The sequence below is a fragment of the Halomonas sp. ANAO-440 genome, assembly GCF_019915905.1.
Taxonomy (GTDB): domain Bacteria; phylum Pseudomonadota; class Gammaproteobacteria; order Pseudomonadales; family Halomonadaceae; genus Halomonas; species Halomonas chromatireducens.
Genome location: NZ_JAHXBV010000002.1, coordinates 306,232 through 322,972 on the forward strand (window position 1 = coordinate 306,232; position 16,741 = coordinate 322,972).

The 16,741-nt window shown below is 57.3% G+C and carries 13 protein-coding genes; 7 read left to right on the forward strand and 6 right to left on the reverse strand.

Translation table 11 applies throughout. From position 1 onward, the window contains the following. Positions 1–7: 7 nt before the first annotated feature. The 6 genes from KZO25_RS02450 to leuS all read right to left on the reverse strand — a co-directional run bounded on the left by KZO25_RS02450 (position 8) and on the right by leuS (position 6,482). A complete protein-coding gene (locus tag KZO25_RS02450) occupies positions 8–403 on the reverse strand; it encodes a PA2779 family protein (RefSeq protein WP_223135706.1) in 396 nt (131 codons plus the stop codon). Positions 404–561: 158 nt separating this feature from the next. Continuing rightward, complete coding sequence (locus KZO25_RS02455) at positions 562–1,683, reverse strand: sensor domain-containing diguanylate cyclase (protein ID WP_066445711.1); 1,122 nt, start codon at positions 1,681–1,683, stop codon at positions 562–564. Further along, positions 1,680–2,207: a hypothetical protein gene (locus KZO25_RS02460; protein WP_223135707.1), complete on the reverse strand. Its 528-nt coding sequence runs from the start codon at positions 2,205–2,207 to the stop codon at positions 1,680–1,682. The genes KZO25_RS02455 and KZO25_RS02460 overlap by 4 nt, the downstream gene beginning before the upstream one ends. Positions 2,208–2,298: 91 nt before the next feature. Beyond that, entirely contained in the window at positions 2,299–3,357 is a 1,059-nt protein-coding gene (holA, locus tag KZO25_RS02465) for a DNA polymerase III subunit delta (protein ID WP_223135708.1), read from the reverse strand. A 10-nt stretch (positions 3,358–3,367) separates the two neighbouring features. Further along, entirely contained in the window at positions 3,368–3,853 is a 486-nt protein-coding gene (lptE, locus tag KZO25_RS02470) for an LPS assembly lipoprotein LptE (protein ID WP_223135709.1), read from the reverse strand. A 19-nt stretch (positions 3,854–3,872) separates the two neighbouring features. Beyond that, positions 3,873–6,482 (reverse strand): leucine--tRNA ligase, encoded by a 2,610-nt coding sequence (gene leuS, locus KZO25_RS02475; protein WP_223135710.1) that lies wholly within the window; start codon positions 6,480–6,482, stop codon positions 3,873–3,875. A 779-nt stretch (positions 6,483–7,261) separates the two neighbouring features. On the opposite strand from leuS, the gene KZO25_RS02480 reads away from it, so the two are divergent. From KZO25_RS02480 to KZO25_RS02510, 7 genes are all read left to right on the forward strand, one after another. After that, positions 7,262–9,400, forward strand: a complete 2,139-nt coding sequence (locus tag KZO25_RS02480; RefSeq protein ID WP_223135711.1) for a polysaccharide biosynthesis protein — start codon at positions 7,262–7,264, stop codon at positions 9,398–9,400. Between the two features lie 361 nt (positions 9,401–9,761). After that, positions 9,762–10,880 carry a polysaccharide export protein gene (locus KZO25_RS02485; RefSeq protein WP_223135712.1) on the forward strand — a complete coding sequence of 373 codons (1,119 nt, stop codon included), beginning with the start codon at positions 9,762–9,764 and terminating at the stop codon, positions 10,878–10,880. Positions 10,881–10,882: 2 nt separating this feature from the next. After that, positions 10,883–11,320, forward strand: coding sequence for a low molecular weight protein-tyrosine-phosphatase (locus KZO25_RS02490; RefSeq protein ID WP_223135713.1), 438 nt, complete (start codon positions 10,883–10,885; stop codon positions 11,318–11,320). A 45-nt stretch (positions 11,321–11,365) separates the two neighbouring features. Beyond that, on the forward strand, positions 11,366–13,564 hold the full coding sequence (locus KZO25_RS02495; RefSeq protein ID WP_223135714.1) for a polysaccharide biosynthesis tyrosine autokinase: 2,199 nt from the start codon (positions 11,366–11,368) through the stop codon (positions 13,562–13,564). A 23-nt stretch (positions 13,565–13,587) separates the two neighbouring features. Then, the gene (locus KZO25_RS02500; protein ID WP_223135715.1) at positions 13,588–14,610 is read left to right on the forward strand and encodes an NAD-dependent epimerase; all 1,023 of its coding nucleotides are present in this window, start codon (positions 13,588–13,590) and stop codon (positions 14,608–14,610) included. A gap of 218 nt (positions 14,611–14,828) precedes the next feature. Continuing rightward, positions 14,829–15,902 (forward strand): dTDP-glucose 4,6-dehydratase, encoded by a 1,074-nt coding sequence (gene rfbB / locus KZO25_RS02505; RefSeq protein WP_223135716.1) that lies wholly within the window; start codon positions 14,829–14,831, stop codon positions 15,900–15,902. A 15-nt stretch (positions 15,903–15,917) separates the two neighbouring features. Continuing rightward, positions 15,918–16,736 carry a hypothetical protein gene (locus KZO25_RS02510; RefSeq protein WP_223135717.1) on the forward strand — a complete coding sequence of 273 codons (819 nt, stop codon included), beginning with the start codon at positions 15,918–15,920 and terminating at the stop codon, positions 16,734–16,736. The last annotated feature ends 5 nt before the right edge of the window (positions 16,737–16,741 follow it).

Genomic DNA, 16,741 nt, shown 5'->3' on the forward strand with positions numbered 1-16,741 from the left:
CTTCCTGTCAACGCGTGAAGGGGAATACGTTGGTGAGACCGAGAATATCGGTAACCAGCAATACGACGAAGACGAACAGCAATGCACCGACGACACTGGCACCCGCCGGCAGCTGCTCGAGTTGCTCGGCCATTTGGCGTGCCTCTTCATCGGAGAGAGCGGCTACACGAGCTTCCACTTCATCAAGGTCCACACCCTGAGCAATCAGCTGTTCCTGGACGTCGGCCCGGGAGAGAATCTCGTGAATGCGCTCGCGATCGGCATCGGGCCGCTCGGCACTGAGGGCTGCCTGGGTGGTCACAAGATCACTGGCAGGTACGGGGGCGGCCGTGGCGACGGAAATACTTCCCAGCAGCATGGCGAGGATCAGCAGCGGGCTGAGATAACGGTAGAGTCTTTTCATGGCGATCTTCCTTCTTTTTGGTTTGGGCTTCCGGCTCTTGAATGATCCGTATCGCTGTCACGGCGAGTGGGATGCGTCCTGCACTCCAACGATGCCTTCTTAGTATAAGCAGAAAGGCCGTGATATTTCATGCTCTTGCATCATGTAAATTGGCCGGCTCAGGCGACACGTGTGCAGTTTCGCCCATTCGCCTTGGCTCTGTAGAGTGCCTTGTCGGCGCGTGAGTAGAGCGAGTCGAAGTGTGAACCCTGCCCCTGTCCCGTGGCCAGGCCCAGGCTGACGGTGAGTGTCGTCGGCGCGCCGAGTGTCGGTTCGGTGAGCCCAGCGATATGGTGTCGAATGCGTTCAGCGAGTTCAAAAGCCCCTTCCGACGGTGTGTCGGGCATCAGAATGCAAAACTCCTCGCCGCCGATCCGGGCCACAAAATCGGCCTGGCGTATCTCTTCCTGGATGGCGTTGGCAAAGGCCTTCAGCACTCTATCACCGGCTGGATGCCCCAGGCTGTCATTGAGCTCTTTGAAGAGATCAAGGTCGAGCAGCGCTATGCTCAGCGGCTGGTTGTTGCGCAGGCTCTGCTCATGAAGACGACCTGCGACTTCAAGAAGATAGCGCCGGTTGCCAAGTCCGGTCAGCTCGTCGGCCAGGCTGAGACGTTTCACGGCTTCTCGTTCCCTGTGCAGACGTAGCAGGGCGAGCATGAGCCCGCCGACCACCATCAACACCAGTACGACCAGGGCACCGATTGCCCAGGTGAGTCGTTCCATTGTTAATCGCTGCTCGGCGGCTGCGACGTGGATGAGCTCGTTGAGCTCGCTATAGGCCCATGACAGCTCGTTCTCGATCACGTAGCCGAGTCGCGTTAGTCCATCCGGGGCGGCTCCCCCCAGTACGTCATCGATGTGGTGTTGCAGCTCCGGCATCTGCTCTTCTACACGACGCAGCCTGTCTAGCGCCGAGGCATAGGCCCCTGAATCAAGTTGGCTTCTTTCCAGGCCATAGGTGACACCGTCGATATGCTGGGGTATGCGCCACAGCAGATTCTCGAGGCGCTCCTGATCTAACTGCGGTGTCGGTGACTGTAGTCTGTCCAACGTGTGGCGAAGCAAAACAGGGTGCTGCTGGGCCCGCACCACATCGGCGACCAGTGCCGCGTAGTTGGCCCCCACGTGCTGGCGAGCATTGATCATGTAGAACCCTATGGCCAGGGCACAGACGCCCGCCAGCAGGGTGAACCCCAAGGCCATCTGCCAGCTCAGGGCGCGGTAATGGCGTTGGCTCATTGGACCTGGATGTCTCGAATCGACCAGATCCAGTGCGTCATGCTCGCCGTGCCGGCTTCAACGGCCTGGGCATCGGCGGGTACGATCAGCATGGTGGGGCCGAACTCCTCGAGCGTCAGGGGATCACCATCCAGTCGCGTGGCGAGCAGGTAGCGCGTCTCTTCACGATCCTGGGGGGAGATGAAGACCGTATAGTCATCGTGGGCGATAAGCCGCAGCGTGGCGGAAACGTCAAGGTTCTGGGAGGTGAGAAAGTCGTCCAGCCACACGCCCGCGAAGCTCCCCTGGGGGCCTTCGAAATGCTGAAGTGTCACCTCATGGAGGGGGGATGACTCGATTTCGGCGCGACTGACCGGACGGCGCTCGCCGTCGCTGTGCAGCGTGAGAATCGGCGTCTCATCCTGTGACGGGGTGAGTTCACTGGGGGCGGCAGCGGAGGCTTGGACGGGCGCCATGGCGAGCGCCACGAACAAGCAGGTCGTCAGGGCGACCAGTGAAAGCGTCAGGCGTAAGGGACGGCTCATGCGGGTGGCTCCCAGGCAGGGTTTTCAGTGGGATGATCGCAGTATTTCGGGGCGAATATCTGACGCAGAGTTAACGCTTTAAATCGAGGCGTTAACCCACACGGTATGAGGAGGGGAGTTCCGCGAGTAGGCCACGGCCGCCGGCCAGGGTCAGGGCCAGATCGTGCAGGCCGTCCCACAGTGGCAGAGGGCTGGCACCCTTGATCGCCAGGTCCAGGCGTTGGGCCAGGAGCAGGAGCTTGTGCAACCGCTTCATAGGCAGTCGCGCGATGGCCTGCTGATAGGCCGGTCGACGCTTGTCGAAGATGGCGGGTTTCTGGGCCTTGCAGGCGTGTTCGAAGCTCTGGCCCTGGTACAGATGCTGATGAAGAGAGAGCAGGGTGCGCAGCTCCCGGGTCAGTGCCCAGAGTACGATCGGCGGCTCGACACCTTCGCCACGCAGCCCGCGAATGATGCGCGAGACCCGCTCGCGCTCTCCCTTCAGGCAGGCATCCATCAGCGTGAAGACGTCGTAGCGGGCGCTGTTTTCGACGCCTCCGGTGATCTCGGTGGGACCGATACGGGTGCCCTTGGGTAGCAGCAAGGAGAGTTTCTGCAATTCCTGGTCGGCGGCCAGCAGGTTGCCTTCGGTACGCTCACCCAGCATGCGGGCGGCATCGAGATCGAGGGACAGTTGGTATCGCTCGGCGCGATCCCGCAGCCAGTAGCCTAGACGGGAAGGGTCCACCGGCCATACCGGAACGAACAGGCCAACCTTGTCGAGCGCCTGAAACCAGGCGCTCTTCTGCTGACGATAGTCGAGCTTGCCCATGGCGATGAGCAGCACATCATCGCTGCCCTGGAGCTCTCCAGCGTGCTCCTTCAACGCCTTCGCGCCTTCCTGCCCCAAGCTGCTTGAGCCCAGCCTGAGCTCGATCAGCTTGCTGGAAGCGAACAGTGACAGGCTGGCGGCAGTTTCACGCAGCCTGCCCCAGGCAAAGTTGGCTTCAACATTCAGGATATCGCGCTCTTCGATGCCGCGGGAGCGGGCCGCCGCCCTGACGGCATCGCAGGCTTCCATGTGTTGTAGAGGCTCCTCACCGGCGACGATGACCACCGGGGGGAGTTTCTTGGCCAGCGCATCGGCAAGCTTGTCGGCAAAGACCTTCATCGTTTTTTCGTCATTCCAGAGAACGCAGCTCGTCCAGCAGCCGGCGGGTAGCATCGCGGCGCAGCTCCTGCCGTGCCTCTTCGCGGATATCCTCCTGAGCCAACAAGTTGTCATCGCTGACTGTAAAGCGGGTAACGACCTCGATCTGCCGCTGAGGCAGTCGATAGGCCCCATCGGATTGCCGCTGAACCGAGTAGGGCACCCGGAGCTCCATTTCCACCTCGCGGGGGCCCGTACCCTGAATGCCGAGGGGGCGTTCACGGAACGCCTCGGCACCCAAGTTCAACACCAGTGGCGCCTGGGCATGCACACGGGTATCGCCGGATTCCAGCCTTTCCCGCACCATTCCGGCAAGATCGCTTTCGCTGGCGGCGATGGCGATCTCCCTGAGGGCCGGGCCGGGCGCATCGAGACCTCTCAGACGATAGCCACAGCCTGTGAGGCCGAGACTGGCGCTGCCGGTCAGCAATAACCCGAGGAAGGTGCGTCGCTGCATTGATCGACTCCTGGGGGCGTTACGCCACAACGATATTGACCAGCTTACCGGGTACCACGATCACCTTGCGGACCGTCTTTCCCTCCATGTGGCGCTGAACGTTCTCCGCGGAGAGCGCCTGAGCCTCGATGTCGGCCTTGTCGGCGTCTGCCGGTGACTCGATGCGGGCCCGCAGCTTGCCGTTGACCTGTACTACCAGCTCCAGGGTATCGCGAGCCAGGGCTGACTCATCCAGCTGTGGCCAGGAAGCGTCGATGGCCGCTTCCTCATGGCCAAGGCTGTGCCAAAGAGCGTGACAGGCGTGCGGCGTTATCGGTGAGAGCAGCAGTACACAGGCCTCGATGGCTTCCCGTGCCACGGCAAGGCCTTGGGGGGAGGTGCTGTTGCTGTCAGACTGAAAGCGGCCCAATGCATTGGAAAGCTCCATGACCGCAGCGATGGCCGTATTGAAGGTGGTGCGACGGCCTATGTCGTCGCTGGCCTTCTTGATCGTCTCGTGGGTCTTGCGGCGCAGCTCGCGCTGAGGATCATTCAGCTGGGCCACGTCGAGTGTGGCGAGCTGCCCGGCTTCCTGGCGCTCGGCCTCGAGGTGTTCAAAAACGATTCGCCAGAGTCGCTTCAGGAAGCGGCTGGCGCCTTCCACACCAGAATCGGACCACTCCAGTGATTGCTCGGGCGGCGCGGCAAACATCATGAACAGGCGCACGGTATCGGCGCCGAAGCGGTCGATCATCGACTGCGGGTCGACGCCGTTGTTCTTCGACTTCGACATTTTCTCGATACCGCCCATCTCCACCGGCTGGCCGTCTTCGATCAGCACTGCGCTGATTGGGCGGCCCTTTTCATCGCGCTTGACCTCCACGTCGGCGGGGTTGAACCATTCCTTGCCGCCGTTGGGCGTCGAGCGATAGAAGGTCTCGGCGATCACCATGCCCTGGGTGAGCAGGCGCTGGAAGGGCTCGTCGACCTTTATCAGGCCCAGGTCGCGCATCAGCTTGGTGAAGAAGCGCGCATAGAGCAGATGCAGGATGGCGTGCTCGATGCCGCCGATATAGAGATCCACCGGCAGCCAGTAGTCGGCACGCTCGTCGAGCATGGCATCGTGGTTATCGGCACAGCAGAAGCGCGCGAAGTACCAGGAGGACTCCATGAAAGTATCGAAGGTGTCGGTCTCGCGCACCCAGCCGTCTCCCAGGTCCGAGAACTCGGGCATGCGCTTCAGCGGCGAGCCGCTGGCATCGACGGTGACCTCCATGGGCAGGGCGACCGGCAGTTCCTCGTCGGAGAGCGGCACGGTCTGGCCCTCGGGGCCGTATTTTACCGGGATCGGTGCGCCCCAGTAACGCTGGCGGGCAACGCCCCAGTCGCGAAGGCGATAGTTGGTCTTCACCTCGCCGCGGCCGAGGGACTCGAGCCTGGCGGCGATGGCATCGAAGGCCTGTGTGAAATCGAGGCCGTCGAATTCACCGGAGTTGATTACCGTGCCGTACTCTTCCAGGGCTCCTTGGGAGAGGTCCGGTGCCTGACCGTTCTCCTCGGCGATCACCGCTTCAATTGGCAGGCCATACTTGGTGGCGAATTCCCAGTCGCGCTGGTCATGGCCGGGCACCGCCATGACCGCACCGGTGCCGTACTCCATGAGGACAAAATTAGCCACGTAGACCGGCACTTCTCTCCCGGTCAGCGGATGCACCGCAACATGCCCGGTGGGCATGCCCTTCTTCTCCATGGTGGCCAGCGCCGCTTCGGAGGTTCCGCCACGGGCGCACTCTTCGCAGAAGGCGGCCAGCTCGACGCTGTCCCTGGCAGCCGACTTGGCCAGCGGATGACCGGCCGCCACTGCCACGTAGGTCACCCCCATCAGCGTGTCGGGGCGGGTGGTGTAGACCGAGAGCGCTTCAGCACCACTGCCATCGGCTGCCTTGATGTCGAAGCTGAGTTCGACCCCCCGCGACTTGCCGATCCAGTTGCGCTGCATGGTCTTGACCTGCTCGGGCCACTCGATAGTGTCGAGATCGGCCAGCAGCTCCTCGGCATAGTCGGTGATCTTGAGAAACCACAGGGGAATCTCCTTCCGCTCGACCAGGGCGCCGGAGCGCCAGCCGCGGCCCTCGATGACCTGTTCATTGGCCAGCACCGTCTGGTCCACTGGGTCCCAGTTGACGGTGGACATTTTCTTGTAGACCAGCCCTTTTTCCACCAGCTTGGTGAAAAACCACTGCTCCCAGCGGTAGTAGTCGGTATCGCAGGTGGCGAACTCACGGCTCCAGTCGTAGGCGAAGCCTAGTGCCTGGAGCTGGTTGCGCATGTAGTCGATGTTGTCATAGGTCCACTTTGCCGGTGGCACCCGATTCTGGATCGCCGCGTTCTCGGCCGGCATGCCAAAGGCGTCCCAGCCCATGGGCTGCATCACATTCTTGCCCTGCATGCGCTGATAGCGAGAAACCACGTCACCGATGGTGTAGTTACGCACATGCCCCATATGGAGCTTGCCGCTGGGGTAGGGAAACATCGACAGGCAGTAGAACTTCTCGCGGCCGGTGTCCTCCACCGCCTTGAAGCACTGGTTTTCGTCCCAGAACTTCTGGGCGTCACGTTCGATCTCTTGGGGCTTGTACAGAGCGTCCATCGGTCTAAACAGGCACCTTGCGTTGACTGTAACAAAATGTGGTCATCATGGGGCAGTTGACCCAGAGCATGCTATGCCTTGGTCGACTATGGTCTACGATTGTCTGTGCCTCGGCACACAATGACACGGGCTAGCATACCCCACTAGCCTGCCTGCGGCCACGCTGAGCCGAAACCTCACCCATGACCAAGCATCACCTGAGCTTGGTGCGATGACCAATTTTCTAAGCAAGTTAGGTTGATGCTATTAAGGTTGAGTTAAATAGCGTCGGATACGTAGTGTGAAACTGTGGTTAGTAGACAGGACCAAGTATTGACCAGGATCAGGGGGTCCCCATGTAGAGTTCTCGTGAATTTGGTGTGGTGAGCAGTTTTCTGGGAGTGCCGGCATTAGAGAGTTAATGTTCTTGTTGTTCGCTTCTGATGCTGAAAGCGGCACGTTAGTCTGGCATCCATTCTATGGATCGACTGAGATTGGTGTGGTGCCTGATTTTTATATTCATAAGGTGTGTCGGTATTAAGGGGTTAGTGTTGCGCGCAACCACATCCGATACATAATGTAGCACTGTGGTTGGCAATCAGCTTTCGGCATTGTCTAAATGTGGTAAAAAGACCATTCCTGTAAGGGGATGGGGATTACATTATTAAGGTTGTGCTCAAGTCGTATTGTTCGATACTCAATGTTACATTGCATGTGTCAATCGTTATTTTGATGTGACTGGCGCTTCAAAGGGTTCAGGATGGGCCTGGGGCTGGTTTGGCCAAGAAAAGGGATAGAGAATGGCACAACTACTTAAAAAGCTGTTTAGCCTGCCACGGCGTCATAAGCAGACTATCCAGCTTCTGGCCGATTCTTTTCTAATTGTGGCCAGTTTCTTTACTGCGATGCTGCTGCGGCTGGACTCAACGCGTTTCCTTACGGATCCCGCAGTGTGGATGGCGTTACCTGTGGTGGTGCCGGTTAGTTTAATCATCTTCATGAGGCTAGGTTTCTACCGTGCCATCATTCGTTATATGGGTCTCAAGGCGTTCCAGGCCGTAATGGCCGGAGTCATGGGTTCGGCCTTGACGCTGGGTGTCGTCAGCAGTGTGTTCAATCTACCTGTACCGCGGTCCGTGCCCTTTATCTACATCATGCTAGCGTTGATGACCATCGGTGGTGTACGACTATCGTTGCGCCTGCTGTATCAACGCGGACAACAGCGCCTCAAGACGCGGGTGCTGATCTACGGTGCAGGGGCTGCAGGCAGGCAGTTGGTGATGTCGCTGCGCCATGGCCGGGACTACGAGCCGGTTGGGTTCGTCGATTATGCGCCGAAGTTGCAGGGAACTCATGTTCAGGGGCTTAGAGTGTACGCCCCTGACGACACTAACCGTGTAATCAATAGCTATGGCGTCGAAAAGTTGTTGTTAGCGGTGCCGGAAGCCACTCGCTCCCGTCGTCAGGAGATCATTGAGTCGCTGGAGCCGCTGTCCATCCCGGTTCAGACAATTCCTGACATGGCGGATGTCATTTCCGGTAAAGCTAAGTTCAACGAGCTGCGCGACGTGGCGGTAGAGGACTTGTTGGGGCGAGACCCGGTGCCTCCCGACCAGTCTCTCATGGTGGCGAATATAGCAGGAAAGGTCGTCATGGTTACTGGTGCTGGAGGCTCAATTGGCAGTGAGCTCTGTCGCCAGATTCTCCGTCAGCATCCAAGTAAACTGCTGCTGGTCGATGCCTCGGAATTTTCACTTTACCGTATTGAAAACGATCTACAGCGCATCGCAGCAGCTGAGTCGATAGAGGTCGTTTTCAAACCGATACTGGCATCAGTACAAAATGGTGAGCGCATTAAAGGGTTGCTGGTTTCTTTTGGGGTTAGCACCATCTACCATGCCGCAGCTTATAAGCATGTGCCGATGGTTGAGTATAATCCCGGGGAGGGGGTGCTAAACAACGTTTTCGGCACCCTGGCAGTAGCCAAGGCAGCCATCGCTGCAGGTGTCGACGACATGGTATTAATCTCTACCGACAAAGCGGTCAGGCCTACCAATGTTATGGGTGCCAGTAAGCGAATGGCAGAGCTAGTCTGCCAGTCTATGGCCGCCTTGCAGCAAAAGACCCGCTTCACCATGGTGAGATTCGGAAACGTGCTGGGATCGTCTGGCTCTGTTGTACCTCTCTTCCGCAAGCAGATCGAAATGGGTGGCCCGATCACGGTCACCCACCCAGAAATCACGCGTTACTTCATGACAATTCCAGAGGCAGCTCAGTTGGTAATACAGGCCGGAGGCATGGCCCGGGGAGGCGATGTATTTGTTCTCGACATGGGCAAGCCGGTCAGGATCGTCGAGTTGGCAACACGCATGGTGCGCCTGACTGGCCTCGAGCCACACTTCCCCCAGTCGAATCCATCCTCCCCGCAGGCTTTGCGTAAGGGGTGTCCGGTAAGTCAGGGACTGGCAGGAGAAGAAAAAAAGGGTGATATCTCTATCATTTTCACTGGGCTGCGCCCTGGCGAGAAGCTCTATGAAGAACTACTCGTAACCGAAGCTGTAGGCAAGACGCGTCATCCTCGGATCATGACGGCCAACGAAGCTTCACTGAGTTGGGAGGAATTAGAGCCGATTCTCTCATCCTTGCACGCAGCCTGTACGAATCAGGATGCAGACAGCATTCGGCGAGTGCTGATGGAGGCGCCGACCCAGTACCACCCCCAGTCTGATGTTATCGATGTTGAACGGCAAGGGCGAAGTGCCGACACGGCACCCAGACCAAGTGCGCCTGATGCTGCCTTGCCGGCAAGAGAAGTTTCTTCATTGCAGGACGAAATGTCATCTGGCCGGCCAGAGATGAACTCGCCAGAGAAAGAGGGAGGCAGGCGTGGCGACGCCGTGGCAGCCAGTGTTGCCTTCTATTCGCCCAAAGGGCACTAGCAAACCCTGAGGGTAACTGAAGGAGGCTATCGGTAGCGTCGTTGGTTGGCGTTATGCCCGGGAAGCAGGTACAGGGACGTGAATTCAGCGGCTGTCAGGGGATGGCCACTCGTTGGTCATGCTGCCTCGAGGCAGTGGCCGAATCTGGATGCGTCTTACTATGAATCTGATTGCAAGGCATGGCCAGGCCCTCCGGGGGTGGTTCTGGCAGCGGGGAAACCAGTACAGAAATGCACGACTAAGCGTAGTAACGCTTCAGGCCTCGGGGATGCGCCGTACACCCCGGGGCGGTAGCGTGCCTGGACGAAGTTGCCAGGGAAAGGCGCCAAATGACAATCGAAAGGAACGGGGGAACGGCCCAATGCGTAATCTAATTGCTACACGGCAGCTATTCATGCTCTTCGCCGCTTTGACACTCACAGGCTGTGTCATTGCTCCCGGCGGGCATATGGACTATGACACGGGCGATGCGCCAGAGTTGGGTCATCTCGTTGATATCGAGCCCATTACCCCTGAGCTGATCAACTCCCTGGAGCGTGCGGACCGAAGGGTCAGCCCCATGCCACACACGCTGCGTAGCCAGATTGCCGACTACGAGTATGTTGTGGGACCGGGCGATGTTTTGAGCATCGTGGTTTACGATCACCCTGAACTGACGATTCCTGCCGGGGCGGAACGCAGCCCTGCAGAGGTCGGGAATCAGGTGCGCGCCGATGGCACAATATTCTATCCCTTCCTGGGGCGTATCAATGTGGCGGGCAAGAACACCGATCAGATCCGCTTACAGATGACTCGCGGCCTCTCCCAATTCCTTACAGATCCTCAGGTCGATGTGTTCGTGGCAGCGTTCAACTCCAAGAAAATCTATGTTACTGGTGCGGTAGGCTCCCCTGGTGTTTTGCCCATTACCAATGTACCGATGACCCTCATCGATGCCATCAGTGAAGTGGGTGGTCCTACCAGTAACGCCTTCTGGCATGATCTCACCTTCATTCGCGACGGTCAGGAAGAGCGTTTGTCCTTGTACGCCCTGCTCAGTGAAGGAGACCAGAGGCAGAATCGTCTGTTGCAGGACGGCGATATTATCCACGTACCCACTGCCGAGAACCAAGGCGTTGCCATGATGGGTCAATTGCGCTCACCGGGTAATCTGCCGATGAACCGTGAGCGTCTGTCGCTATCGGATGCCATTTCGCGTGCAGGCGGCATCAATGAAGTCTCTGCCGATGCCTCGGGTATCTTCGTGCTGCGACGCCAACCGGAGACCAGCGAAAAGTTGGCGACGGTATACCAGCTGAATGTGAAGGATGCGACGGCCTTTGCCCTGGCCGGCGGCTTTCAGCTTGAACCACGCGATATCGTCTATGTCACCACGGCACCGTTGGCCCGCTGGAACCGCGTGATCAGCTTGCTGCTGCCATCCATCGGTCTGCCCGGTGACATCCGTCGCTCCAGCGATAATCTTGATCAGTTGCTCTGAGCATGTTCGATCACGTCCTCATCGTCTGCACCGGAAATATTTGCCGCAGTCCCGTGGCTGCGGCGATGCTCAGGAAGCGTTTGCCCGACCGTCGATTCGACTCTGCGGGTCTCGGCGCCCTGGTGGGGCAGGGGGTAGAGCCCAAGGCATTGCAGCTGGCCAAGGCTGATGGTCTTGATGTCGAGGAGCATCGCGCCCGCCAGCTCGATATCGATTTGATGGTCAATGCAGACTTGGTGCTGGTGATGAGCGATGGGCAACGTCGTGAAATTGCCAATCGCTGGCCCGAGATGCTAGGCAAGACCATGCGTCTCGGAAAATGGCTGGAGGATGGTGATGGGCGAGATATACCTGATCCATACCGCAAGAGTCACGAAGTGTTCAAGCATGTACACCAATTGTTATTGCAAGCAACCGATGGTTGGGCGTCGAGACTATAAAACGTGTTGTCCAATATCTTTCTCAACTTTCCGAAGTAGAACTCAATGTCTGATAAACCTGTGACTCAAGCTCCCGCCGAGGAAACGATCGATCTGGGCCGCATGATTGGCGTCCTGTTCGATCACAAATGGTTGATTATTTTTGTCACCGTCCTGTTTGCCGTGGTGGGCATCGTGCACGGTATGTTGGCGACGCCGATTTATCAATCGGATGCCCTTGTTCAGGTAGAGCGCCGCTCCAGCGTAAGCCCGCTGGGTGATGTGGGCAATGTCATCGGAGCAGAGAGGCTGAACACACCGGCAGAGCTTCAGATTCTGCAGTCTCGCATGGTGCTCGGGCAGGTAGTGGACTCGCTCGGGCAGGATATTATCATCAGGCCCGTCGAGCTGCCTGTTGTTGGGAACTTTGTCTTGCGCCGCAATATACCGCGCCCAGGCTTTATGGAGGGGCAGCCGCATATCTGGGGCAATGAAAGTATCGATGTGCCGCGCTTCGAGTTGGCTGACCGGCGTCGGGGCCAGCAGATTCTGGTCGAGCGCATCCTCGATGATCGTTACCGTGTGCTTGTCAACGGCGAGGCGGTGGGGAATGGCCATATTGGCCAACCGGAGATATTTCTGGACGGCGACCTCGAGTTGATGATCGATGGGTTCGATGCCGCCGTAGGCGGGCGGTTTCAACTGCTCAAGCGGCACCGTAATTCGGCTATTCGCTCTATTGGCGGCCGTTTACAGGTAGCGGAAGTTGGCGGCCGTGGCTCTGCGACAGGCATGCTGCGCATGACCATGGTTGGTCCGGACAGGGATGAAATCACGCGTACGCTTGATGCCGTGGCGGAAACCTTCCTCACCCAGAACGTCGAGCGTCAGTCGGCACAGGCTCAACAGAGCCTGGAATTCCTCGAGCAGCAGGCACCTGAGCTGCGTGCTCAACTGGTGAGCGCGGAGCAGAATCTCAACGAGTATCGCGCCAACCTCGATAGCGTCGACCTCAGCAGTGAGGCGCAGGCGGCCATTCAGCGCTATATCGAACTCGACACCCGGCTGAATGAACTGGAGTTTCAGGAAGCGGAGCTCGCTCAGCGCTATACGCCAAGTCACCCCAGCTATCAGGCACTACTGCGGCAGAAGAGCCAGATCGAACGTGATCGAGCCGAGCTCAATGCTCGCGTCAATGAGCTTCCGGCTGCGCAGCAGGAAGTCGTGCGGCGCACACGTGATGTGGAAGTAACCCAGGCAATCTATGTCAACGTGCTCAACAAGATGCAGGAGCTTCAAGTCGCCCGCGCCGGCACCATCGGCAATATTCGCATCATCGATCGAGCGGTTATCGCTGGTCAGGTATCACCAAACAAGGCCAAAACGACCGTTCTGGCAACGCTGCTGGGCTTTATTCTGATTGTCGGCGTTGTTCTGCTACGTGAACTGTTACGCCGCGGCGTCGATTCCCCCGAGCAGATCGAGTCTGCCGGCCTGCCGGTTTATGCCACCATTCCCTTATCGACTGCACAAAACAAGCTGGCACGACGGGTCAAGCGCAAACGCCGGAAGCCGGCTCAGGATATCGTGGTGGGGGTCTTGGCAGAGCGTGAGCCTTCTGACCTGGCACTCGAGGCGCTGCGTGGCTTGCGGACCAGCCTCCACTTCGCCATGCTCGAAGGGCGGAACAATCGCTTGATGATTACCGGACCCAGCCCAGGTGTGGGCAAGAGCTTCGTCAGTATCAATCTCGGCGCTGTCAGTGCCCAGGCGGGCAAACGGGTCTTGATCGTTGACGCCGACCTGCGCAAAGGTCATCTCCACCATGCCTTTGGCAAGACGAGCGAGAACGGTCTTGCCGATTATCTGGCAGGCCAGCTATCGCTGGAAGAGATTATTCAGCCCACTGGCATGGATAACTACTGGATCATCACCCGAGGTACGGCTCCGCCCAACCCCTCCGAGCTGTTGATGCAGCCGCGCTTTGCCGATGCCATGGAGGAACTGAGCGCACGCTTCGATCTGATCATCGTGGATACGCCACCGGTACTGGCCGTGACCGATGCCAGCGTGGTCGGCAAGCAATGTGATACCACCTTGCTTGTCGCGCGGTTCGAAACCAACCCGGTGCGCGAGATCATGGCAGCCAAACGTCGTCTCGAAGGCAATGGGCTCATCGTGCAAGGGGCCATCCTGAATGCCATGGAGCGCAAGGCTTCGACCGCTTCAGGCCATTATGGTTACTACTTCTATAATTACCGCTAGCCAATTCTCCAGGTTGTGATTTCATGAAAATACTTGTAACAGGTAACGCTGGCTTCATCGGCTTTCATACGACCAAGCGGCTACTGGAGCGGGGCGACAGCGTCGTCGGGTTCGATAGCGTCAATGACTACTACGACCCTGCCATCAAGGAAGCGAGGTTAGCGATACTTGAAAAAACGGCGGCGAGCACGGGGAGTGACTACCACTTTGTACGCGCTAACCTGGCGGATCAGGCGACGGTCAATGCCGTCTTTGCTGAACATGCATTCGATCGTGTGATTCATCTTGCCGCTCAGGCCGGCGTTCGCTACTCGTTGGAAAACCCCCATAGCTACGTCGAAAGCAATGTGGTCGCCTTTACCAATATCCTGGAAGCCTGTCGCTACGCCAAGGTAGAGCATCTGACGTATGCCAGTACCAGCAGCGTTTATGGGGCTAATACGAACATGCCCTTCTCTGAGCATGACGGTGCCAATCACCCCCTCCAGTTCTATGCTGCGACCAAGAAAGCCAATGAGATGATGGCGCATAGTTATAGCCACCTTTTTGGCCTGCCCACCACCGGGTTGCGCTTCTTCACGGTATATGGGCCTTGGGGCCGGCCGGATATGGCCTTGTTCAGGTTCACCAAGAACATTCTGGCCGACGAGGCGATACCGGTATTCAACCATGGGCACCACACTCGCGACTTTACCTACGTTGATGATATCGTCGAGGGGGTGATTCGGGCCAGTGATCAGATTGCCGAGCCTAACCGAGGTTGGGACAGTCATCACCCGGACCCAGCGACCAGCAATGCTCCATACCGGCTGTTCAACATCGGCAACAACGATCCGGTAAAGCTCAGCGCTTATATCGAAGCAATCGAGGCGTCGCTCGACAAGTCGGCCATGAAAGACTTGCTGCCGCTCCAGCCGGGTGATGTGCCCGATACCTATGCCGACAGTAGCGAATTGGAAAGGGCCGTGAATTACAAGCCTGCGACGCCTGTCGAGGAGGGGGTGGCGAATTTCGTTGCCTGGTACCGCAACTACTATCAGGTGTGACGGCTACTACGGCCTAGCACCGTGCCTGCCTTAGTAGCAGAGCTTCCGAACACCGGACTTTTAACTCATCAAGTCTCAGCTAGGCGAGCCTACCGTGTTCGATTGGCGCAATATATTTGCGCCGAGACAAATGCGCAATAAACGCTTTAGCTACTACTCGATTGGGCGTCGTATTACACCGCTTTGAGACTTATGTTTTCTATTGAACAAGGATCGTTATGAAACTCCTGATTACCGGCGGTGCGGGCTTCATTGGCTCAGCCGTCATTCGCCATGTTATTCATGAAACTGACGATCAGGTGGTGAATGTCGACAAATTGACGTACGCGGGTAATCTCGAGTCGCTGCAGTCTATTTCTGACGATTCTCGCTATGCCTTCGAGCAGGTGGATATCTGCGATCGGCAGGCGCTTTTGCAGGTCTTCGCCAGGCACCAGCCTGGTGCCGTGATGCATCTGGCGGCAGAAAGCCACGTGGATCGTTCCATCGATGGGCCGGCGGCCTTTATCGAGACGAACATCGTGGGCACCTACACGCTGCTGGAGGTCGCCAGGCACTACTGGCAGGGGCTGGATGAAGGGCGCAGAGCTTCGTTTCGCTTTCATCATATCTCCACCGACGAGGTGTACGGCGACCTGGATGGCCCGGCAGGGCTATTCACTGAGCAGACCCCCTATGCCCCCAGCTCGCCCTATTCGGCAAGCAAGGCGAGTTCCGACCACCTGGTGCGCGCCTGGTCGCGTACCTATGGCCTTCCTGCCATCGTCACGAACTGTTCGAATAACTACGGACCCTATCACTTTCCTGAAAAGCTGATACCGCTGGTGATCCTCAATGCCTTGGAGGGCAAGCCTCTGCCCGTCTATGGCAAAGGTGAGCAGATCCGCGATTGGCTGTACGTGGAAGACCATGCCCGTGCGCTGTATCGAGTTGTGACCCAAGGGACACCGGGGGAGACTTATAATATCGGTGGCCACAACGAGAAGCGTAATATCGACGTGGTGCACACCCTGTGCGCGCTGCTCGACGAACTGGCACCTTCCGCCTACTCTCCCTATCAGTCTCTTATCACCTATGTGACAGACCGCCCCGGGCATGACATGCGCTATGCCATTGATGCAAGCAAGATAGAGCGTGAGCTGGGCTGGAAGCCTGCCGAAACCTTCGAGACGGGCATACGCAAGACCGTGGAGTGGTATCTTAAGAACCTGGAGTGGTGCCGCCGAGTACAGGATGGCAGCTACCAGCGTGAAAGGTTGGGTATTGCTTCCTCCGAGCTTAGCGCGAAGTGAGATAAGGAGGTACACATGCAACTTACTTCGCTACTGAACAAGTTGTTGCTCACGAATGGCGTTCAGCTAAGTAAAGTTCCAAAAGATTTAACAGCTGATAAACGTCAACGCCCTTCTGTAGGCCATGTTGTCGAGCTAATTGGGCCTTCGGGTGTCGGGAAAACCTATTTTTATAACTATCTCCGGCCTGTGCTGGAGGAGGGGTGGTTCTTTAGAAACGAAGTTAAAAAAATAAGTAACTATAAAGGTAGTAGTTTTTCTCTTCTTCAAGAACAAGATGCGCTATTCATTGAGGCTCTATTAAAGAAAAAGCACGAGAATGTTTTTTCAGGTAAAGGGGCGCTACAGCGTAAAGTGTCACTCTATGACTTTTTTATTAGAGAAATCTCCGCAGATGTGTATTCTCGGCACACTAAGTTAGCGCGGGGACTTTTTTCTGATGAAGGCGTAACTCACAATTTTTCCAGAGAAGTTCTCTGGTACCATGAACAGTTGAATGAAGGCGTGGAAAAAAACCAACATGATGCACTACAGCGTTTTTTCGACAACCGTTCAGTAATCCTTTATGACGCGCCCACAGCTCAGATTATCAAGAACTTGAAAAAAAGAAGCTCTCAGAAGCCTGGGGCTGCAAATGATTGGTTTCATTATGCCGGTGAACAAGAAGTAACCGAGTTCATTGAAAGATCGAAAACTAGTAAAAGAAAAATGCTTTCCGTATTACAGCAATATGGCGTTGACATTCTTGCCTTGGATGCCACCATGGATCTCGATAGTAATAAGGAAAAAGTCCTTGAATTTTGTTCTTCTGTTATATCTGTAAATAAGGGGTAGGGAAT

Excerpts from the sequence above, each read along its gene's own strand:
- KZO25_RS02450 (WP_223135706.1), bottom strand. The coding sequence starts at position 403 with ATGAAAAGACTCTACCGTTATCTCAGCCCGCTGCTGATCCTCGCCATG.
- KZO25_RS02455 (WP_066445711.1), bottom strand. The coding sequence starts at position 1,683 with ATGAGCCAACGCCATTACCGCGCCCTGAGCTGGCAGATGGCCTTGGGG.
- KZO25_RS02460 (WP_223135707.1), bottom strand. The coding sequence starts at position 2,207 with ATGAGCCGTCCCTTACGCCTGACGCTTTCACTGGTCGCCCTGACGACC.
- holA (WP_223135708.1), bottom strand. The coding sequence starts at position 3,357 with ATGAAGGTCTTTGCCGACAAGCTTGCCGATGCGCTGGCCAAGAAACTC.
- lptE (WP_223135709.1), bottom strand. The coding sequence starts at position 3,853 with ATGCAGCGACGCACCTTCCTCGGGTTATTGCTGACCGGCAGCGCCAGT.
- leuS (WP_223135710.1), bottom strand. The coding sequence starts at position 6,482 with ATGGACGCTCTGTACAAGCCCCAAGAGATCGAACGTGACGCCCAGAAG.
- KZO25_RS02480 (WP_223135711.1), top strand. The coding sequence starts at position 7,262 with ATGGCACAACTACTTAAAAAGCTGTTTAGCCTGCCACGGCGTCATAAG.
- KZO25_RS02485 (WP_223135712.1), top strand. The coding sequence starts at position 9,762 with ATGCGTAATCTAATTGCTACACGGCAGCTATTCATGCTCTTCGCCGCT.
- KZO25_RS02490 (WP_223135713.1), top strand. The coding sequence starts at position 10,883 with ATGTTCGATCACGTCCTCATCGTCTGCACCGGAAATATTTGCCGCAGT.
- KZO25_RS02495 (WP_223135714.1), top strand. The coding sequence starts at position 11,366 with ATGTCTGATAAACCTGTGACTCAAGCTCCCGCCGAGGAAACGATCGAT.
- KZO25_RS02500 (WP_223135715.1), top strand. The coding sequence starts at position 13,588 with ATGAAAATACTTGTAACAGGTAACGCTGGCTTCATCGGCTTTCATACG.
- rfbB (WP_223135716.1), top strand. The coding sequence starts at position 14,829 with ATGAAACTCCTGATTACCGGCGGTGCGGGCTTCATTGGCTCAGCCGTC.
- KZO25_RS02510 (WP_223135717.1), top strand. The coding sequence starts at position 15,918 with ATGCAACTTACTTCGCTACTGAACAAGTTGTTGCTCACGAATGGCGTT.